The 19193-nt window shown below is 71.0% G+C and carries 18 protein-coding genes; 5 read left to right on the forward strand and 13 right to left on the reverse strand.

Going from position 1 to position 19193, the window contains the following annotated elements:
• Window positions 1–74: 74 nt before the first annotated feature.
• The 3 genes from E5671_RS29005 to afsQ1 are packed head-to-tail and all read right to left on the reverse strand — an operon-like array spanning window position 75 to window position 2928.
• Entirely contained in the window at window positions 75–677 is a 603-nt protein-coding gene (locus E5671_RS29005; protein WP_160506838.1) for a hypothetical protein, read from the reverse strand.
• Entirely contained in the window at window positions 674–2254 is a 1581-nt protein-coding gene (locus tag E5671_RS29010) for an ATP-binding protein (RefSeq protein ID WP_160506839.1), read from the reverse strand. The genes E5671_RS29005 and E5671_RS29010 overlap by 4 nt, the downstream gene beginning before the upstream one ends.
• A complete protein-coding gene (gene afsQ1, locus E5671_RS29015; RefSeq protein WP_030562528.1) occupies window positions 2251–2928 on the reverse strand; it encodes a two-component system response regulator AfsQ1 in 678 nt (225 codons plus the stop codon). The genes E5671_RS29010 and afsQ1 overlap by 4 nt, the downstream gene beginning before the upstream one ends.
• A 214-nt stretch (window positions 2929–3142) precedes the next feature.
• Between afsQ1 and E5671_RS29020 the strand changes: the two genes are divergently transcribed.
• Complete coding sequence (locus tag E5671_RS29020; protein WP_160506840.1) at window positions 3143–3910, forward strand: SigE family RNA polymerase sigma factor; 768 nt, start codon at window positions 3143–3145, stop codon at window positions 3908–3910.
• Between the two features lie 177 nt (window positions 3911–4087).
• On the opposite strand, the gene E5671_RS29025 is transcribed toward E5671_RS29020, so the two are convergent.
• On the reverse strand, window positions 4088–4726 hold the full coding sequence (locus E5671_RS29025) for a uridine kinase family protein (RefSeq protein WP_336605873.1): 639 nt from the start codon (window positions 4724–4726) through the stop codon (window positions 4088–4090).
• Window positions 4727–4849: 123 nt separating this feature from the next.
• Here E5671_RS29025 and E5671_RS29030 point away from each other — a divergent pair, with 123 nt between their 5' ends.
• On the forward strand, window positions 4850–5251 hold the full coding sequence (locus E5671_RS29030) for a hypothetical protein (RefSeq protein WP_160506842.1): 402 nt from the start codon (window positions 4850–4852) through the stop codon (window positions 5249–5251).
• A gap of 26 nt (window positions 5252–5277) precedes the next feature.
• Here the strand turns inward: E5671_RS29030 and E5671_RS29035 are convergent, their stop codons facing one another.
• Together E5671_RS29035 and E5671_RS29040 are read right to left on the reverse strand one after the other, a co-directional pair.
• Window positions 5278–6786, reverse strand: coding sequence for an MDR family MFS transporter (locus E5671_RS29035; protein WP_160506843.1), 1509 nt, complete (start codon window positions 6784–6786; stop codon window positions 5278–5280).
• Window positions 6787–6814: 28 nt separating this feature from the next.
• Window positions 6815–7414, reverse strand: a complete 600-nt coding sequence (locus E5671_RS29040; RefSeq protein ID WP_160506844.1) for an NADPH-dependent FMN reductase — start codon at window positions 7412–7414, stop codon at window positions 6815–6817.
• A 132-nt stretch (window positions 7415–7546) separates the two neighbouring features.
• On the opposite strand from E5671_RS29040, the gene E5671_RS29045 reads away from it, so the two are divergent.
• Window positions 7547–8281 carry a TetR/AcrR family transcriptional regulator gene (locus E5671_RS29045; RefSeq protein ID WP_336605874.1) on the forward strand — a complete coding sequence of 245 codons (735 nt, stop codon included), beginning with the start codon at window positions 7547–7549 and terminating at the stop codon, window positions 8279–8281.
• A 79-nt stretch (window positions 8282–8360) separates the two neighbouring features.
• Here E5671_RS29045 and E5671_RS29050 read toward each other — a convergent pair whose 3' ends face one another.
• From E5671_RS29050 to deoC, 3 genes are read right to left on the reverse strand one after another with little or no spacing between them, the layout of a single operon-like run.
• Entirely contained in the window at window positions 8361–9251 is an 891-nt protein-coding gene (locus E5671_RS29050; RefSeq protein WP_160506846.1) for an aldehyde dehydrogenase family protein, read from the reverse strand.
• Window positions 9244–10698 (reverse strand): aldehyde dehydrogenase family protein, encoded by a 1455-nt coding sequence (locus tag E5671_RS29055; protein ID WP_160506847.1) that lies wholly within the window; start codon window positions 10696–10698, stop codon window positions 9244–9246. Before E5671_RS29055 ends, E5671_RS29050 begins: the two co-directional genes overlap by 8 nt.
• A gap of 3 nt (window positions 10699–10701) precedes the next feature.
• Window positions 10702–11664 (reverse strand): deoxyribose-phosphate aldolase, encoded by a 963-nt coding sequence (gene deoC, locus E5671_RS29060; RefSeq protein WP_202122381.1) that lies wholly within the window; start codon window positions 11662–11664, stop codon window positions 10702–10704.
• Between the two features lie 122 nt (window positions 11665–11786).
• Between deoC and E5671_RS29065 the strand changes: the two genes are divergently transcribed.
• Window positions 11787–12446 (forward strand): PH domain-containing protein, encoded by a 660-nt coding sequence (locus tag E5671_RS29065; protein ID WP_160506849.1) that lies wholly within the window; start codon window positions 11787–11789, stop codon window positions 12444–12446.
• Window positions 12447–12455: 9 nt separating this feature from the next.
• On the opposite strand, the gene E5671_RS29070 is transcribed toward E5671_RS29065, so the two are convergent.
• From E5671_RS29070 to E5671_RS29085, 4 genes are all read right to left on the reverse strand, one after another.
• Entirely contained in the window at window positions 12456–13691 is a 1236-nt protein-coding gene (locus E5671_RS29070; RefSeq protein ID WP_443032711.1) for a hypothetical protein, read from the reverse strand.
• Between the two features lie 152 nt (window positions 13692–13843).
• The gene (locus E5671_RS29075) at window positions 13844–15496 is read right to left on the reverse strand and encodes a phospho-sugar mutase (RefSeq protein ID WP_160510477.1); all 1653 of its coding nucleotides are present in this window, start codon (window positions 15494–15496) and stop codon (window positions 13844–13846) included.
• A 599-nt stretch (window positions 15497–16095) separates the two neighbouring features.
• Window positions 16096–16920, reverse strand: coding sequence for a purine-nucleoside phosphorylase (locus E5671_RS29080; RefSeq protein WP_160506850.1), 825 nt, complete (start codon window positions 16918–16920; stop codon window positions 16096–16098).
• Between the two features lie 220 nt (window positions 16921–17140).
• On the reverse strand, window positions 17141–17578 hold the full coding sequence (locus E5671_RS29085) for a gamma-glutamylcyclotransferase (RefSeq protein ID WP_160506851.1): 438 nt from the start codon (window positions 17576–17578) through the stop codon (window positions 17141–17143).
• A 118-nt stretch (window positions 17579–17696) separates the two neighbouring features.
• On the opposite strand from E5671_RS29085, the gene E5671_RS29090 reads away from it, so the two are divergent.
• Window positions 17697–19145 carry an NAD(P)H-quinone dehydrogenase gene (locus E5671_RS29090; RefSeq protein ID WP_160506852.1) on the forward strand — a complete coding sequence of 483 codons (1449 nt, stop codon included), beginning with the start codon at window positions 17697–17699 and terminating at the stop codon, window positions 19143–19145.
• The last annotated feature ends 48 nt before the right edge of the window (window positions 19146–19193 follow it).

Genomic DNA, 19193 nt, shown 5'->3' on the forward strand with positions numbered 1-19193 from the left:
CGCGGCACTGTCCTGATCGCACACCGTGACTGTCTTGATCGGCTGCTTCACCGCTCGGCTACTTCGCCGCTCGGCTACTTCACCGTCTCCGTGGGCGGAGCCACCGTCCCGGGGCGCTGGCGGACCGCCTGGGTGCATTCGTAGCGGCGCAGCGGGGCGTCTCCGGGACCGCCCATGATCACCTCGCGGTCGTCGCCCGCCGCCGCGCTGTCCGCGAACGTGCAAACGACCTGGGCGAGTGCGAACGCCGACAGGTCCTCCGGGGACGTGCTGAACCGCAGCGCGTCCTCGGGGTCACCCTTCCCGGGGCCGCTGACGACCGTGCCGCCGCGTACGTCCGTGGCGAAGCCCGCCTGCTTCTCCGGGGCCGACGGCGCGTGCGACAGCTCGTCGAGGAGCGCCTGCGCGATACGGACCCGGTCCGTCGTCGCCTTGTCCGTGGGGATGCGCACCGACCGGTCGACGGTCACGAGCTGCGCCGCGCACACCAGGAAGACCTGCACCGGGACCCCGCTCGTGGACTGCGAGGCGATGCTCGACCCGGACATCACGCAGGGCACGCGTGAGGGCCCTGGGCCGAAGTCCGTCGGCACCTCCGTCGAGCGGATCCCGCAGCCCGCGAGGGTCGCGGTCAGTGCGGTGGCGAGCAGCGCGGCGCGCAGCCGTCGGCGGTTCATCGCTTCTCTCCCTCGACGGCGGTGTCGCCGTCGGTGTCCTGCTCCGACTCGTCCGCGGGCAGCAGCGCCGACGGATCGCGCGGCAGCCACAGCGTGAACACCGCGCCGCCCTTGGGCGAGTTCGCGGCGGTGATCTCCCCGCCGTGGATGTGGGCGTTCTCCAGGGCGATGGAGAGCCCGAGCCCGCTGCCCTCCGAACGCGGCCGGGACGCGCTCGCCTTGTAGAACCGGTCGAAGACGTGCGGCAGTACGTCCTCGGGGATGCCGGGGCCTCCGTCACGCACCGCGATGACGAGCTTCTCGCCCGCGAGCCGCACCGAGACCTCCACCGGGGAGCCGCCGTGCTTGAGCGCGTTGCCGATCAGGTTCGCCAGGATGACGTCGAGGCGGCGCGGGTCGAGCCGCACCATGATGCCGCGCTCCGCGTCCAGCTCGACCGCGTCGAGCCAGGCACGGGCGTCGATGCAGGACGTGATCTGGTCGGCGATGTCCACGTGGTCCAGGACGAGCCTCGCCGTACCCGCGTCGAAGCGGGTGACCTCCATCAGGTTCTCCACCAGGTCGTTGAGCCGGCGGGTCTCGCTGACCACCAGACGTACGGCGGGCTCGATCATCGGATCGACGCTGCCGGTCTCCGCGTCGAGCTCCTCCTCCAGGACCTCCGTCACCGCGGTGATCGCGGTCAGCGGCGTACGCAGCTCGTGCGACATGTCGGCGACGAAGCGCCGCGACGCCTCGTCACGGGCGCTCATGTCGTCGACCTTCTTCTCCAGGCTCTCCGCGGTCCGGTTGAACGTCCGTGACAGATCGGCCAGTTCGTCCGTACCCGACACGCGAAGGCGCGTATCCAGCTTGCCCTCGCCGAGCCGCCGCGCGGCAACGCCGAGCCGGTGGACCGGTTTGAGCACGGTCGTCGCCGCGGCCTGCGCGAGCAACGCGGAACCGATGAGTGCGAGCCCCGTGGCGATCGCGAGCGACCAGCCGAGGGAACTCAGGTCCTTCGCCTCCGGCTCAAGGGACTTGAGCATGTAACCGGTCGGCCCGCCGCCGATGACCTTGGCACCGCCCACGAGATACGGGGTGCCGCCGTCGACGGTCCGCTGCCAGTACAGGTGATACGGGCTCTTGTTGCTGGAGGTGAGCGGCTGCTCCTTGTTCACCGTCTTGCGCAGCGACTTGGGCACGTCGGCGAGCGTGAAGGCGTCCAGGTCGGAGTAGCCGACGATCGTGTCACCGTCGGCGTCCTTCCCGATCAGGAGCACGCTGTAGCGCTGGCTGCTGTTGGCCATCGTCCCGGCGGCCTGCTGCAGTTCGTCCTGGGTCGGATTGGGCGGCAGCGCCCCGGCGCGGGTCTGCATCTCCTGCTGGAAGTCCTTCAGGGCCGCGTCCTGCGCGCGCGTCAGGACCGCCTCACGGTTCAGCCAGTACGCGATTCCGGAAGCCGTCACGGCGGCGGTGAGCGCCACCAGACCGAACACCACGACAAGCCGGAGCCTGAGGCTCGTGAAGCGAAGCCCCGCCAGTATCGCCTTGCGCGCCGCGGCCCAACCGCGGAGCTTGTCCTGCGGTTTGGTCACTGAGGAGTGTCCAGCCGGTAGCCGACCCCACGCACCGTACGGATCAGTGTCGGCGAGGACGGGACGTCCTCCACCTTCGCGCGCAGGCGCTGCACACACGCGTCGACGAGCCGGGAGTCACCGAGGTAGTCGTGCTCCCACACCAGACGCAGCAACTGCTGCCGCGACAGCGCCTGTCCGGGCCTGCGGCTCAGTTCGAGGAGCAGCCGCAGCTCGGTCGGCGTGAGCTGCAGGTCCTCGCCGTTCTTCGTGACGGTCATCGCGGCGCGGTCGATGACGAGCGAACCGAACGTCGCCGCGTCATTGGCCTCCCTCTCACCGCGGCGGAGGACCGCACGGATACGGGCGTCGAGCACCCGTCCCTGCACGGGTTTCACGACATAGTCGTCGGCACCGGACTCGAGCCCGACGACCACGTCGATGTCATCGCTGCGCGCGGTCAGCAGGATGATCGGCAACTGGTCGGTGCGCCGGATGCGACGGCACACCTCGAATCCGTCGATGCCCGGCAGCATCACATCCAGCACGATCAGGTCCGGCCGCTGCTCACTGAGCAGCTTCAGGCCGTCCTCGCCGGTGGCAGCAGTAGCCACCCGATGCCCTTGGCGGGTGAGCGAAAGCTCAAGGGCCGTACGGATGGCGTCGTCGTCCTCGATCAGCAACAGGGAAGGCACGGACGTCATTCTGTCCCATGGCGCGGGCACAGTTCGACTGTTGGAGCTCCCCCAGGCTCTTAAAGAGCTGGGAGGGACCCCCATCCACACGCTCCCCCTACAAGTAGATGCGCTGTTGCAGGCCTGTGACAGTCGACGGACACCGTCATGAAGTGGGTCCGGCAGAGTTCTGGTCACACGGAAAAAGCCGGACTCCACCGACGGGGGGCGCGAGATGAACACACTGCACAGCACCAGCTCAAGCGCAGTAATCACGCGTCTCCACGACGTGATCCGGCCTGCCGAGAGGCACGAGAAGTCCGGTGCCGTGAGCGGGCGGGGGTGCGCTCGCGGCACCGGGCGTCAGCACACCGCGTACATGACGGTGGTTGACGCGTTCCGGGGGGAAACCCGCGGAGACGATGGGGGGGCTCACGGGGGAGCCGCGTACAGGGAGGACACGGGGGAGCGCACCACAGCGTCGGAGGCGGAGTTCACCGCCTACGTCCAGGAGCGTCGTGCCTCCCTGTACGCAACCGCCTACCACCTGACCGGTGACCGTTTCGAGGCGGAGGACCTGCTCCAGAGCGCCCTCTTCTCGACGTACCGGGCCTGGGACAGGATCAGCGACAAGGCCGCGGTCGGCGGATACCTCCGCCGCACCATGACCAACCTGCACATCAGCGCCTGGCGGCGCCGCAAGCTCAACGAATACCCGACCGAGGAGCTGCCGGAGACGGCGGGCGACACGGACGCGATGCGTGGCACCGAACTCCGCGCGGTTCTCTGGCAGGCCCTGGCCCGCCTCCCCGAACTGCAGCGGACGATGCTGGTCCTGCGTTACTACGAGGGCCGCACGGACCCCGAGATCGCGGACATCCTCGACATCAGCGTGGGCACGGTGAAGTCCAGCATCTGGCGCTCCCTGCGCCGGCTGCGCGAGGACGAGGTCCTCAGCTTCGGCCGTGACCAGGAGGAGTCCTTCGGCGAGTTGGTCGCCTAGGGATCATGGGGGGCCGCCGCTCCCGGGGGGAGGCGGCGGTAGCAGGGGGGACACGGGGGAAAACGGGGATCACGGGGGATCCACGGGGGAAACAAGTAGCGGGACCGGAAGGCCGGGGGGTCTTTCCGGTCCTTCTGCTGTGTACGGGTGTGTACGGGTGCTTGTAGGCGCGCGGAGTTACGCGGCCTCGGCGCGAGCCTTGGCGCACCGGCCCGCGGCAGCGGCCGCGAGCCGCCCCAGGGCCTCGTCCTTCCCGCAGGGGTGAGCGCCGAGCGCGGTCTGCCGGGCGACGATCGCGCGCTCGGCCCGCATCAGCCGCCACCCGCGCCGCAGCAGGAACGCCACGGACTTGCGCCCCTCGCGCAGATCCCGCAGGAGCCGCCGCCGGAAAGTGGTGGACGGCCGCCCCCGGAGACAGAGCGCGTCGGCGAGCACGCCGATCTCCCGGCACCGCTCCACGATGTCCGCCGCGAAGATCCCCTCCGCGATGAAGAGGGGCGTGCGCTCGATGTCCATCGCGGACTCGCCCGTACGCGAGCTGGTGGCGATGTCGTAGACGGGGACGCGCGTACGTCCCGTGCGGCACAGCTGCTCGATGGCGGCGACGGCGACATCCGCGTCCCAGGATGCGGGAGAGTCCCAGTCGATGTCCGTGCTGCCGGGGACCTGCGGCAGTGTCGGGTCGTGACCCTCCTTGTAGAAGTCGTCGAGGCACAGGACGGGCAGCCCGGAGCGGGCGGCGAACGACGACTTGCCTGAGCCCGAGGGACCGGCGAGCAGCACGACTCGGGTGGGTATCGGGGGATGGGAACTCACGAGAGACCAGTGTGCTGCATTGAGCCGCCCAGGCGACCCGAAGGGTAGGGCTTTGGTGCCCGCATCACCCCTCAACTACGCTGTGTGCGCATCTGATTACTCAAGCGGATAAGGGCGGAACCCATGGCACGGCACGCAACAGCCTCCAAGCACCTCTCCCGCGTCCTGCTGCGGGCGGGTCTGACGGTCAGCGTCGCGGGCACGGCGCTCGGCATCGGCGGCGCGGCGACGGCCAACGCCGCCCCGGCCCCCACGCCTCCGGCGTCCGAGAATCTGCCGGCCGCCGGGGCGGGGATGCTCCGGGCGGTGGAGGAGGTCACCGCCGGAGGGCTCGGGCCCGCCAAGGCGCTGAAGCTCAACCCGCTCGCGGGTACGGGGGCCGACCCGCTGGACAACGCCCTGGGCACCCAGATCGCGGACTTCAAGCCGATCTCGACGGCGCCGGTGACGGCCCCGCTGACTCAGGGCGCGGCGCTGGAGGACCTGCCACTGATCGGCCCGGCCACGAGTGTGCTGCCCGGCTAAGGGCTGCTGACGCGGCGCCCCCCCCGTCACCCCTGCCGCAGGGGGACTTCCCGCACCAGCCATGCCACCGCGAAGGCCGCCGCGCCAAGAATCGCGGCGCCGAGGGCCACGCCGTGCATGCCGCCGGTGACAGCTGTGCGCACCGTTTCCCGCACTCCCGCCGGCATCTTCCCGACCGCCTCGGGGGTCCATGCGGTGCCGCCCTCCGGCATACCGCCCGCTGTCAGGCGGTTCGCATAGACGGCGCCCATGACGGAGACGCCCAGTGAGCCGCCGATCGTGCGCAGGAGCGTGGTGGTGCCGGTGGCGGCGCCCATGTCGCGCGGCTCCGCGCTGTTGATGGTGATGAGCAGGGTGCTCTGGATCAGGAAGCCCATGCCCGTGCCGAGCGCGAACGTCAGCGCGGAGGTCACGGCGGTGGGGGTGTCCGCGCCGACCGCGAGGAGCGCGAGGCCGCCGACGGCCGTCAAGGCGCCGCCGATGATGGTGTAGGCGCGGTAGCCGCCGCCCTTGGACGTGATCCGGCCGAGCAGGAGTTGCGCCCCGAACATGCCTGCCATCAGCGGGAGCAGCAGCATGCCGCTGGCCGTGGACGAGGCTCCGCGTACGAACTGCATGTACTGCGGCAGATACGAGGACGCCGCGAGCATGGCAGCGCCCACCAGGAAGGTGAGGACCTGGGCGAGGGTGAAGTTGCGGTCGGCGAAGAGCCGGGGCGGGATGACCGGTTCGGCCGCGCGCCGCTCGACCCGCGCGAACCAGACCAGGGATCCGGCGCCGATCACGCCGAGTCCGAGGATCTGCGGCGACGACCAGCCGTACGTCGTCCCGCCCCAACTGCCGAGGAGCGTCAGGGCGAGGATGCCCGTGGAGAGGAGGGCGGCGCCGGCGAAGTCGATGCGGGCCCTGACCCGCTCGGTGCGCAGGCGCAGCCGCAGGCCGATGATGAGCAGGGCGAGTCCGCCGATGGGGACGTTGACGTAGAAGACCCAGCGCCAGTCCAGTTGGTCGGTGAGGAAGCCGCCGAGCAGCGGTCCGCCGACCAGCGCCACGGGCATCATCGCGCCGACCATCGACTGCGAGCGGCCCGCCTGTGACGGCGGCAGCATGACGCCGATGATCGAGATGGCGCCGACCATCAGGCCGCCCGCGCCGAGGCCCTGCACGGCGCGGAAGGCGATGAGCTGCCCCATGTCCTGGGCGAGCCCGGAGAGCACGGAGCCCGCGAGGAACACCACGATCGACCAGATGAAGCTGCCCTTGCGCCCGTACAGGTCGCCGAGCTTGCCCCAGATGGGAGTGGAGACGGACGCGGTGAGCAGATAGGCGGTCACCACCCAGGAGAGGTGGTCGAGGCCGCCGAGGTCGCCGACGATGGTGGGCAGGGCGGTGCCCACGATCGTGCCGTCGAGCAGTCCGAGCATCAGGCCGAGCAGCAGCCCGAAGAGGACGAGCTTGGACGGGCCGCCCTCGGGGGGCGCCTGCGCGGCCTCCGGAGGCAGCGGGGTGCTCGTCTCTTCCGTACGTTGACTCATGGTCCCCCCAGCAGAGATTGATGTGCCGTCAGGCGGCGTACGGACGAACGGACTTGGCGTCCCGCAGCGCGTGAGCCCACCAGGCCAGCTGGTCGAGCAGGGCGTCGGCCGCCTTGTTCACGGCCGGGTCGTCGACGGTCCCGTCCGCGCCGAACCGGCCCCAGGCGTTGTGGAAGCTGACCGTGTTGCGGATGGTCGTCGCGTTCAACTCGGCCATGACCACGCGGAGTTGCTCGACCGCGCGCAGGCCGCCGGAGAGGCCGCCGTAGGAGACGAAGGCGATCGGCTTGCCGTGCCACTGCGTGTTGTGCCAGTCGATGGCGTTCTTCAGGGAGGCCGGGAAGCTGTGGTTGTACTCCGGCGTGACGAAGACGAACGCGTCGGCGGCCTCCAGGCGCGGTGACACCTGGGCGAGCGCCTCCTCGACGCCGGGTGCGGGCGGCTCCCCGAAGGCGGGCAGGACTGTGGGCAGCGGGGTCTCGGCGAGGTCGACCACATCGGCCTTCATGTCGTCGCGCCGGTCGAGGTGTCCCGTCAGCCACTGCGTGACGACGGGCGCGAAGCGGCCCTCGCGGGTGCTGCCGATGACCACGGCGATCTGTAGCGGCCGGTCGGTGCTGCTGGGCATGGGTGTCCCCCTGGTCTGGGCGTGGTGAATGTGTACGGCGTATCGATGTGCGTACAACGTACACGGCAGTGTGTACAGCGTCTACTGATGGATACGTTGTACGCTGAGCGCTCGACGGAGAGGAGCCCGGCTGTGGCTGGTCAGAAGAGGGACGGCAAGGCGGCGCCGGACAAGTCGCTCTGGGAGCGCCTGGAACAGCCGGCCGCGCCCCGCGCCTCACTGACCCTGGAGCGGATCGGGGCCGTCGCGGTCGAGATCGCCGACGCGGAGGGCCTCGCCGCCGTCACCATGCGCCGGCTCGCCACGGAGCTGGGGGTCGCGCCGATGGCCGCGTACCGTCACGTCTCCGGCAAGGACGAACTGCGGGCACTGATGGCCGAGCGGCTCGCGGCCGAGATCGCGATCCCCGAGGAGCTGACCGGCTGGCGCGAGGTGCTGCGGGCCTTCGCCCTGCTGACCCGGGAGACGATGCGGCGGCACCCGTGGATGGGCCAGCTGCCCACGGCGACCTTCGTCCTCACCCCGGGCCGGCTGGCCATCGCCGAGCGGCAGTTGGCCGCGCTCGACGGCCTCGGCCTCGACGAGGACACGATGATGGTGGCGTTCCGCACCGTCAGCGCCTACGCCCACGGCGCTGCCTCGTCCGAAGTGGCCCTGCAGGAGTGGACCCAGGCCGAGGGCTGGTCGTCCGGCGCCGAGATCCGCAAGGGCCTCGCACCGCAGATGACGTACCTCATGGAGACAGGCCGCTACCCCACGTACCGGCGCCACGGTCTGCGGGCGAGGCGCAAGGACGATCCGACCTGGGCGTTCGAGACGGGCCTGGAGTGCGTCCTCGACGGGATCGCGGCGCGGTTCGGCATCTGACGGCAGCGGTGAAAGGGCGAAGCCCCGGCCCTCCTGGACGGAGGAGGGCCGGGGCTTCGCCGCGGGGAGATGGCTCGGGTCAGTAGGAGGAGCCGGACGCGCCCAGTGAACCCGTGGGGTGCCAGACCGTCTTGGTCTCCAGGAAGGCCGTCAGGCGGTGCGTGCCCGGATCCGCCGACCAGTCCACAGCCTGTGGACGGACGACGCGCTTGAGGTTGTCCGCCGCCGCGACCTCGAGCTCCTTCGCCAGTACGTCGTCCTCGACGCCCGCGAGGTCGATCGCGTTCACGTCCTGGTGCGCGGCGAGCGACGGGGTGATCTCCGCCGTACGGCCGGACAGGATGTTCACGACGCCGCCCGGCAGGTCGGAGGTGGCGAGCACCTCGCCCAGCGAGAGCGCCGGGAGCGGGGAGTCCTCGCTCGCGATCACCACAGCTGTGTTGCCCGTCGCGATCACCGGAGCGATGACGGAAACCAGGCCGAGGAACGACGACTTCTGCGGGGCGACGACCGTCACCACGCCCGTCGGCTCGGGCGAGGAGAGGTTGAAGAAGGGGCCCGCGACAGGGTTGCCGCCGCCCACGATCTGGGCGATCTTGTCGGTCCAGCCCGCGTACCAGACCCAGCGGTCGATCGCGGCGTCCACGACGGCGGCGGCCTTCGACTTGGACAGGCCCTCGGCCTCGGCGACCTCGCGGACGAACTGGTCCTTGCGGCCCTCCAGCATCTCCGCGACGCGGTAGAGGATCTGGCCGCGCAGGTAGGCCGTCTTGCCCGCCCAGCCGCCCTGCGCCTTGCGCGCGGCCACGACCGCGTCACGCGCGTCCTTGCGGGACGACAGCGGGGCGTTGGCCAGCCACTTGTTCTTCGAGTCGGACACCTCGTACACCCGGCCGCTCTCGCTGCGGGGGAACTTGCCCCCTACGTACAGCTTGTAGGTCTTGAAGACGCTCAAACGCTGCTCAGACATCGAGGTAAGCCTCCAGGCCGTGGCGGCCGCCCTCGCGGCCGTAACCCGATTCCTTGTAGCCGCCGAAGGGCGAGGTCGGGTCGAACTTGTTGAACGTGTTGGCCCAGATGACGCCCGCGCGCAGGCGATCGGCGACCGCGAGGATGCGGGAGCCCTTCTCCGTCCAGATGCCGGCGGAGAGGCCGTACTGGGTGTTGTTGGCCTTGGCGACGGCCTCTTCCGGCGTACGGAACGTGAGCACCGAGAGCACCGGGCCGAAGATCTCGTCGCGCGCGACGGTGTGCGCCTGCGTGACGTTCGTGAAGAGCGTCGGCGCGAACCAGTAGCCGGCGGAGGGGAGTTCGCACGGAGCGGACCAGCGCTCGGCGCCCTCGGCCTCGCCCGTCTCGGTGAGGGCCTTGATCCGGGCGAGCTGCTCGGCGGAGTTGATCGCGCCGATGTCGGTGTTCTTGTCCAGCGGGTCGCCCAGGCGCAGGGTGGTCAGGCGCCGCTTGAGGGCGTCGAGCACCTCGTCCTGGACCGACTCCTGTACGAGGAGGCGCGAGCCCGCGCAGCAGACCTGGCCCTGGTTGAAGAAGATGCCGGTGACGATGCCCTCGACGGCCTGGTCGATCGGGGCGTCGTCGAAGACGATGTTCGCGCCCTTGCCGCCCAGTTCGAGCGTGACCTTCTTGTCCGTGCCCGCGACCTGGCGTGCGATGGCCTTGCCGACGGCGGTCGAGCCGGTGAAGGCGACCTTGTTCACGTCCGGGTGTGCGGTCAGGGCCGCGCCCGCGTCGCCGTACCCGGGAAGGATGTTGACGACGCCCTTGGGCAGGCCCGCCTGGCGGCAGATGTCCGCGAAGAACAGGGCGCTCAGGGGCGTGGTCTCGGCGGGCTTCAGGACGACCGTGTTGCCCGTCGCGAGGGCCGGGGCGATCTTCCACGCCAGCATCAGGAGCGGGAAGTTCCAGGGGATGACCTGGCCCGCGACACCGAGCGGCTTCGGGTCCGCGCCGTACCCGGCGTGGTCGAGCTTGTCGGCCCAGCCCGCGTAGTAGAAGAAGTGCGCGGCGACCAGGGGGAGGTCGGCGTCGCGCGTCTCCTTGATGGGCTTTCCGTTGTCGAGGGTCTCCAGGACGGCCAGTTCGCGGCTGCGCTCCTGGATGATCCGCGCGATACGGAAGAGGTACTTGGCGCGCTCGGCGCCCGGCAGCGCCGACCACTTCTCGAACGCCTTGCGGGCGGCCTTCACCGCGCGGTCGACGTCTTCGGAGGATGCCTGCGCGACTTCGGAGAGGACCTCTTCGGTGGAGGGCGAGACGGTCTTGAAGACCTTGCCGTCCGCCGCCTCCACGAACTCGCCGTCGATGAAAAGGCCGTACGACGGCGCGATGTCGACGACGGAGCGGGACTCCGGCGCGGGGGCGTACTCGAAAGCCTTGGAGGCCGAAGGTGTGGAAGTCATGGGTCAGTCCACCGTCACGTAGTCGGGGCCGGAGTAGCGGCCCGTGGCCAGCTTCTGGCGCTGCATCAGCAGGTCGTTGAGGAGCGATGAGGCGCCGAAGCGGAACCAGTGGTTGTCCAGCCAGTCCTCGCCCGCGGTCTCGTTCACCAGGACGAGGAACTTGATCGCGTCCTTGGAGGTGCGGATGCCGCCCGCGGGCTTCACCCCGACCTGTACCCCGGTCTGCTCGCGGAAGTCGCGTACGGCTTCCAGCATCAGGAGGGTGTTCGCGGGGGTGGCGTTGACGCCGACCTTGCCGGTCGAGGTCTTGATGAAGTCCGCGCCCGCGAGCATGCCGATCCAGGAGGCACGCCGGATGTTGTCGTACGTGGACAGCTCGCCGGTCTCGAAGATGACCTTGAGCCGGGCCTCGCCGGAGGCTTCCTTCACGGCGCGGATCTGCTCGAACACCGTCATGTAGTCACCGGCGAGGAAGGCGCCGCGGTCGATGACCATGTCGATCTCGTCGGCACCCGCGGTGACGGCCTCGCGGACGTCACCGAGCTTCACGCCGATGGCGGCGCGGCCCGCGGGGAAGGCGGTCGCGACGGAGGCGACCTTGACCCCGCTGTCGCCGACGGCCTCCTTGGCGGTGGCCACCATGTCCGGATAGACGCAGACCGCGGCGGTCTTCGGCGTGCCGCGGTCGGTCGGATCGGGGTGCACGGCCTTCGCGCCGAGCGCCCGGACCTTGCCCGGGGTGTCGGCGCCCTCCAGCGTCGTCAGGTCGATCATCGAGATGGCGAGATCGATGGCGTACGCCTTCGCCGTGCTCTTGATCGAACGGGTGCCGAGCGCTGAGGCGCGCGCCTCCAGGCCGACCGTGTCGACGCCGGGCAGCCCGTGGAGGAAGCGGCGCAGCGTGCGGTCCGACGCTGTGGCGTCCGCGAGCGCGTGTGCGGATGCAGTTGCGGGTGCAGTGGGCATGGTCACGAGGGGAGCATATCTACGCGCGTAGCGGCTGTACAGAGGTGGGTCGCCCCAGGGGAATCCGTCGGGCGGGCGTCCCCGCGGCCGCCCCGCGGCGGACCTCAGGCAGAATCAGGGGTATGACCGACCCCCAGCCTCCCGTGGCGGAGCCCGAGTACCCCGAGTACAAGGACCGGACCTTCCGGTCGTCCGGCGGTATCGCCGGAGGCGTCCTGCTGCTCGCCCTCGGCGGCTGGCTCGGCATCGACGCGATGATCCGCGGGGAGGGCCGCACACCGTGGCTCGCGCTCGCCGGGCTGCTCCTGGCGGTGCCGATCGTCGTCGCCTTCACCGTGCGCCCCGCCGTGTACTCCAACGACGACCGGCTGCGCATCCGCAATCCCTTCCGGACGATCACCCTGCCGTGGGCCGCCGTCGCGACCCTGCGCTCCGGGTACTCGAACGAAGTCCTCACCCAGTCCGGCACCAAGTACCAGCTCTGGGCCATCCCGGTCTCCCTGCGCGGCCGCAAGAAGGCCGCGAGGAGGAGTTCGCAGGGGGCGGCCGCTGGTGACCCGAGCGTCGGCGGCCCGGGTCTCCGTGCTTCGCTGAGGCCCGGTCAGTCGTCGTCCCCACGCGCCGCCGGCGACCAGATCATGGACGACCTGCGCGAACTCTCCGAGCAGCGGGCCGGAGCGGAGTCCGCGCAGGGCGAGCCCGTGGTGCGCTGGGCTTACGAGATCCTCGCGCCCGCCGTCGCCGGTGCGGTGCTGCTCGCGGTGGTGCTGGCCGTCGCCTAGGGGCCGGGCCTACGGCGGGCCCATCCACGCAAGCAGCATGTGGCCCCCGAACGCCGCCGACGTCACGGCAGCGGCCACCGTCACCGTCACGGCGACATGCGTCCGCGCGCGGGCCAGCGCCGCCGCGAGCGGCAGCAGCAGGGGGAAGCCGGGGAGCAGGAAGCGCGCCCGGGGGAAGTAGACCCCCTTGCTGCCGAGCACGATCAGCAGCAGCAGGCCCGTGAAGACCAGCAGCGGAAGCGGCTGCCGGTCAGCCACCGACAGGACGAACAGCGCCACCGACGCGAGCAGCGTCGCGGTCACCATCGTCAGGAACAGCTGCGGCCGTTGCACCGCGAGCAGGTCGTACATCGTCCGCAGGGTCGCCACCCCGCCGTCCCACTCGTTGCGCCACAGCTTCTGTACGGCGAAATAGCCGTCCCAGCGGCCGAGCCGGAACCCCACCCAGCCGACGTACGAAAGCCAGCCGAGCGGGGCGAGCAGGGCGCCCAGGAGCGTGCGTACGCGGCTGTCGCCGCCCTCTGCGCGGCGCGTGCGCCACAGCGCGAGCAGCGCCGTCAGGGACACCGCCGCCGCGAGCGCGACACCCGTCGGGCGGGTCAGGCCCGCGAGCGCGGCCAGCGAACCCGCCCAGATCCAGCGGCCGGTGAGCACGGCGTACAGCGCCCACGCGGTGAGTGCCGTGAAGAGCGACTCCGTGTAGCCCATCCACTGCACGAGCGCGATGGGCAGCGAGCCCCAGAGGGCGGCGAGCAGGACGCCGGTTCTGCGTCCGTACAGGCGGTCGCCCACCGCGAAGATCCCCCACGCCGCGAGGAACGAGCAGGTGACGGCGATCGCGAGCCCCACGGCACCGCGCGGCTCCGGGACGATCACGGTGCCCGCCCTGATGAGCAGGGGGTGCAGCGGGAAGAAGGCGAGGTTGTTCGCGTCGATCTGGGTGCCCAGGGTGTGCGCGTAGCCCTTGTCGGCGATCTTCAGGTACCAGTCGCAGTCCCACGACTCCGCCAGCAGGTGCCAGACGTCCCGCTGCTCCCTGCGTGCCCAGAGGGAGAAGACCAGGGCGCCGAAGAGGCGTACGGCGGCGTACGCGAGGAGCGCGGGAGAAGCGTGCCGCAGGGCGCGGGCGCGGCCCGACGCGTGGCCCGGGGTGCTGCGAGGGAGGCGGGACGGGGCGACGACCCGGGGCGTGGCGGCGGAAGGCGATGCGGGCGAGGTGGTCTCGGGGGTCGGTCCGTACGGCACTGCGGCAGCTCCTGGAACGTGATCGTGCGCTGCCGGTCACCCTTCCTGGGGGACCGGCAGCGCACGGATCGCTGCGGCAACTGCGCCGACCGAACCACTCGGACGGGTGGCGGCCCTGCGCCACCCGCCTCGGAGGTCCCGCCGGACGGTGGCTAGATGCCCGCGGCCGCGGCCAGGTCGCGCTTGACCGCCGCGAGGAGGTCCGTCGCCTCGGTGCGGGCGGCGGGCAGGCCGGCCTTCGCCGCCACCGGGACCACCACCTCCAGGTAGCACTTCAGCTTCGGCTCCGTGCCGCTCGGGCGCACGATGACGCGGGCGCCGTCGAGCGTGTAGCGCAGGCCGTCGGTGGGCGGCAGCGTGTCCGTGCCCTGTGTGAGGTCCTCGGCCTTGGCGACGGGCAGGCCCGCGAGCGCGGTCGGCGGCTGTTCGCGCAGGCGGCGCATCGCGTCCGCGATCAGGGAGAGGTCCTCGACGCGGACCGACAACTGGTCGGTGGCATGCAGGCCGTGCTCCACGGCGAGGTCGTCGAGGAGGTCGAGGAGGGTGCGCCCCTCTTCCTTCAGCTCGGACGCCAGCTCCGTCAGCAGGAGCGCCGCCGTGATGCCGTCCTTGTCGCGTACGCCTTCGGGGTCCACGCAGTAGCCGAGGGCCTCTTCGTAGCCGTAGCGCAGGCCCTCCACGCGGGCGATCCACTTGAAGCCGGTGAGGGTCTCCTCGTACGGCAGACCCGCCTTCTCCGCGATCCGGCCGAGCAGGGACGAGGAGACGATCGACTCGGCGAACGTGCCGCGGGCGCCCCGGCGCACGAGATGGGCCGCGAGGAGCGCGCCGACCTCATCGCCCCGGAGCATGCGCCAGTCGGCGCCACCCGGGCCGTCCGGACCGTCCTTGACCGCCGCCGCGCAGCGGTCCGCGTCCGGGTCGTTGGCGATGATCAGGTCCGGGTCCGCCTCGTGGGCCTTCGCGAAGGAGAGGTCCATCGCGCCCGGCTCCTCCGGGTTGGGGAACGCGACGGTCGGGAAGTCCGGGTCCGGCTCCGCCTGTTCCGCGACGAGTACGGGGGCGGGGAATCCCGCCCGCTCGAACGCCGCGAGGAGGGTGTCCTTGCCGACGCCGTGCATCGCCGTGTAGACGGTGCGGGCGGTGCGGGGGGAGCCGGGGGACAGGACGGCGTCGGTGCGGGCCAGGTAGGCGTTGAGGACGTCGTCTGCGAGGGTCTCCCAGCCGGACTCCGGGCGGGGCACGTCATGGAGGGTGGCCACCGCGTCGATCTGCGCCGCGATCTCCGCGTCGGCGGGCGGGACGATCTGGGAGCCGTCGCCGAGGTAGACCTTGTAGCCGTTGTCGCGCGGGGGGTTGTGGCTCGCCGTCACCTCCACGCCCGCGACGGCGCCGAGGTGCCTTATGGCGAAGGCGAGTACGGGGGTGGGGAGCGGGCGGGGGAGCACCGCCGCCCTGAGTCCGGCGCCGGTCATGACGGCGGCGGTGTCGCGCGCGAAGTCCGCGGACTTGTGGCGGGCGTCGTAGCCGATGACGACGAGGCCGTCGGTCTGGCCCTCGGCCTTCAGGTACGCGGCGAGGCCCGCTGCCGCGCGGATGACCACGGTGCGGTTCATGCGCATGGGGCCCGCGCCGAGTTCGCCGCGGAGGCCGGCGGTGCCGAACTGGAGGGTGCCGCTGAAACGGGCGCTCAGCTCTTCGGTGTCCGTGGCGTCGATGAGCTTCGCGAGTTCCTCGCGGGTCTCGGGGTCCGGGTCCTCGGCCAGCCAGGCCTGGGCCCGCGCGATGAGTTCAGAGTCGTCCAGCACGTGACGTCAGCCTCTCGTATGCGGAGTTCGATTGCGGGGCCCGGGCCCCGGGCCCGGCAGGCTTTGTGGTCCGCCCCGGGTATGCCTACCCGGTGGGGCGGCGGTGGCCCTGCGGTGCGTTCTTGCCCGCGGGGGTTACGTCTACCCGGCGGGGCCCGGCGGTTGATCCCTGCCCAGCACCGGCTGCGCCACCGGGTGCCGCCCGGTGGGGGCTTGTCCCGCCGCTTCGCGGCGGATCTTTCCCGCCCACCCACCCGATCACCCCGGGGCGAACAGGTGCGTGTGCGCTCACCGACCGCTACGGGGCAATCGGGCGGGTGGGCGGGAAAGCTTGTGCGGCAAGGGCCCATGCTGCGGGGTAATCGGGTGGGTGGGCGGGAGAGCCTGTTCGGCAACGGGCCGTGCTGCCGGGCAATCGGGCGGGTGGGTGGGAAAGCCCTGCGGCAGCAGCCGCCGCAGGCCGCCAAGGCGCAGCCCGGGGGCGCCCACCCAGCAGAGACACCCCGGTCAAGGCAACCGCCGGGCAAGGCAACCGCCGGGCAAGGCCCCCGCCAAGCAAGGCGCCCCGCCAGACAAGGCGACCCCGCCAGCAGAAATCAGATACGGCCCAGGACCTGGCCCAGCAGCTCGCCCATGCGAGTGGCGCTGTCACGGCCCGCCTGAAGAACCTCCTCGTGGTTCAGCGGCTCCCCCGTCATACCCGCGGCGAGGTTCGTCACCAGAGAGATGCCGAGCACCTCCGCACCCGCCTCGCGCGCGGCGATCGCCTCGAGGACCGTCGACATGCCCACCAGGTCCGCACCGATCGTGCGCGCCATGCGGATCTCCGCCGGAGTCTCGTAGTGCGGGCCGGGGAACTGCGCGTAGACGCCCTCTTCGAGGGAGGGGTCGATCTCCTTGCAGAGGGTGCGCAGACGCGGGGAGTACAGGTCCGTCAGGTCCACGAAGTTCGCGCCGACGATCGGCGACGTGGCCGTCAGGTTGAGGTGGTCACTGATGAGGACCGGCTGACCGGGGCGCATGCCCTCGCGCAGGCCGCCGCAGCCGTTCGTCAGCACGATCGTCTTGCAGCCCGCGGCCACCGCCGTACGCACGCCGTGCGCGACGGAGGCGACGCCACGGCCCTCGTAGTAGTGGGTGCGGCCCAGGAAGACGAGGGCGCGCTTGTTACCGACCTGGAAGGAGCGGATGCGGCCGCCGTGCCCCTCGACCGCCGGCGGCGGGAAGCCGGGCAGCTCGGTGACGGGGAACTCGGCGTCGGGCACGCCGAGCGCGTCCACCGCCGGCGCCCAGCCGGAGCCCATCACAAGGGCTACGTCGTGGGTCTCGGCACCCGTCAGCTCACGCAGGCGCGCGGCGGCGGCGTCGGCGGCGGCGTAGGGGTCGCCCTGGATGTCGTCCGGAATAACTGAAGCGTTCACGCGGACGAGAGTAGCCGCTCACGCCCTACGCGCGTAGATGACGATGCTCACGGGATTCGGATCGTTGTCTTGTCGTTTCCGACGAGAGCCTTGCCGGAGGCCCGGCGGAGCCCCGACGGAGCCCCGACGGAGCTGCGAGCGGCGTCAGTCAAAGGCCCTGAGGGCCAGGCACAGGGCCCACGGAGCCCCGGCGGCGGATGCCCGACAGCGCAGGCCCGCCCTAGCAAGGCCGCTTCCGCAGCTCCATCACGTAGTCGTGGGGCGCCCCCGCGGTCTCCGCCGCGTCGGCAAGCTCCCCCAGATATCGCGCCGACGGCAGGCCGCCCTCGTAGCCATTGAGTACGTACACCCAGGCGGGTTCCTCGCCGTCGAGGGTGTGCACGCGCACGCGCATCCTGCGGTAGACGTCGAGCCCCACGCCCTCCCACCGGTCCAGGGAGTCCTCGTCCATGGGGGCGACGTCGTACAACGTCACGAAGACCTGCGAGCGCGGTGCCTCGACGATCGTGGCGAGCGCGCCCTCCCACCCCATGTGCTCCCCGCCGAAGGTCAGCCGCCAGCCGTTCAGCCAGCCGGTCTGGCGCAGCGGCGAGTGCGGGGCGCGGCGTGACATGAGCCGCGGATCCAGATTGCCGGCGTACGCGGCGTAGAGCGACATGGGGTCGAGGGTACGGCAGGCGACGCGTGCGTCCCTCCCGTAACGGAAGTGCCCTTCTTGTAGGGAGAACGGCCCGGATGGAGCCCCCGGGGCGAAGCACCTTGAAGCGTGCGGGACAATGGAGTACGTGACTCGGATCGTGATCATTGGCGGCGGACCCGGCGGATACGAGGCGGCACTCGTTGCCGCCCAGCTCGGCGCGGAGGTGACCGTCGTCGACTGCGACGGTCTTGGCGGGGCGTCGGTGCTCACCGACTGCGTCCCGTCGAAGACTCTGATCGCCACGGCTGAGGTGATGACCAGCTTCGACTCCTCCTATGAAGAGCTCGGGATCATCGTCGCGGACGACACTCCGCACATCGACACTCCCGCGCGCGTCGTCGGCGTCGACCTCGGCAAGGTCAACCGCCGTGTGAAGCGCCTCGCGCTCGCGCAGTCCCACGACATCACCGCGTCCGTCACGCGCGCCGGCGCCCGCGTGCTGCGCGGCCGTGGCCGCCTGGAGGGCCAGCAGGACACCGACGGCTCGCGCAAGGTCGTCGTGCGCGCGGCCGACGGGAGCGAAGAGACGCTCGTCGCTGACGCCGTCCTCATCGCCACCGGTGGTCACCCGCGCGAGGTCCCCGACGCGCTGCCCGACGGCGAGCGGATCCTCAACTGGACCCAGGTGTACGACCTGGACGAGCTCCCCGAGGAGCTCATCGTGGTCGGATCCGGTGTCACCGGTGCCGAGTTCGCCGGCGCCTATCAGGCGCTCGGGTCGAACGTCACGCTCGTGTCGAGCCGCGACCGCGTGCTGCCCGGCGAGGACCCGGACGCCGCCGCCGTCCTGGAGGACGTCTTCCGCCGCCGCGGCATGAACGTCATGTCGCGCTCCCGCGCCGCCTCCGCCAAGCGCGTGGGCGACCGGGTCGAGGTCACGCTCAACGACGGCCGCGTCATCTCCGGTACGCACTGTCTGATGGCCGTGGGTGCCATCCCGAACAGCAGCGGCATGGGCCTGGAGGAGGCCGGGGTCAAGCTCAAGGACTCCGGGCACATCTGGACCGACAAGGTGTCGCGCACGTCCGCGCCGGGCGTGTACGCCGCCGGTGACGTGACCGGGATCTTCGCGCTCGCCTCCGTCGCCGCCATGCAGGGTCGCATCGCGATGTACCACTTCCTGGGCGACGCGGTGACGCCGCTGAACCTGAAGACCGTGTCGTCGAACGTCTTCACCGACCCCGAGATCGCGACCGTCGGCTACAGCCAGTCCGACGTCGACAGCGGGAAGATCGACGCCCGCGTCGTCAAGCTGCCGCTCCTTCGCAACCCGCGCGCGAAGATGCAGGGCATTCGCGACGGCTTCGTCAAGATCTTCTGCCGTCCCGGTACGGGCATCGTGGTGGGCGGTGTGGTCGTCGCGCCGCGCGCTTCGGAACTGATCCACCCCATCTCGATCGCGGTCGACAACAATCTGACGGTCGAGCAGATCGCGAATGCGTTCACCGTGTATCCATCGCTTTCGGGCTCGATCGCCGAGGTCGCGCGTCAACTCCACACGCGGAAGTCGGCGGGCGAAGCCTGATCGCGGACCGATCGTCCGTTGAAGGCGGGCTGAACGCCGCCTGAACGC

It is taken from the genome of Streptomyces sp. BA2 (assembly GCF_009769735.1).
Classification (GTDB): Bacteria; Actinomycetota; Actinomycetes; order Streptomycetales; family Streptomycetaceae; genus Streptomyces.

Excerpts from the sequence above, each read along its gene's own strand:
- E5671_RS29020 (WP_160506840.1), top strand. The coding sequence starts at position 3,143 with ATGAACACACTGCACAGCACCAGCTCAAGCGCAGTAATCACGCGTCTC.
- E5671_RS29090 (WP_160506852.1), top strand. The coding sequence starts at position 17,697 with ATGGAGTACGTGACTCGGATCGTGATCATTGGCGGCGGACCCGGCGGA.
- E5671_RS29035 (WP_160506843.1), bottom strand. The coding sequence starts at position 6,786 with ATGAGTCAACGTACGGAAGAGACGAGCACCCCGCTGCCTCCGGAGGCC.
- E5671_RS29005 (WP_160506838.1), bottom strand. The coding sequence starts at position 677 with ATGAACCGCCGACGGCTGCGCGCCGCGCTGCTCGCCACCGCACTGACC.
- E5671_RS29055 (WP_160506847.1), bottom strand. The coding sequence starts at position 10,698 with ATGACTTCCACACCTTCGGCCTCCAAGGCTTTCGAGTACGCCCCCGCG.
- deoC (WP_202122381.1), bottom strand. The coding sequence starts at position 11,664 with ATGCCCACTGCACCCGCAACTGCATCCGCACACGCGCTCGCGGACGCC.
- E5671_RS29030 (WP_160506842.1), top strand. The coding sequence starts at position 4,850 with ATGGCACGGCACGCAACAGCCTCCAAGCACCTCTCCCGCGTCCTGCTG.
- E5671_RS29065 (WP_160506849.1), top strand. The coding sequence starts at position 11,787 with ATGACCGACCCCCAGCCTCCCGTGGCGGAGCCCGAGTACCCCGAGTAC.
- E5671_RS29050 (WP_160506846.1), bottom strand. The coding sequence starts at position 9,251 with ATGTCTGAGCAGCGTTTGAGCGTCTTCAAGACCTACAAGCTGTACGTA.
- E5671_RS29040 (WP_160506844.1), bottom strand. The coding sequence starts at position 7,414 with ATGCCCAGCAGCACCGACCGGCCGCTACAGATCGCCGTGGTCATCGGC.
- E5671_RS29085 (WP_160506851.1), bottom strand. The coding sequence starts at position 17,578 with ATGTCGCTCTACGCCGCGTACGCCGGCAATCTGGATCCGCGGCTCATG.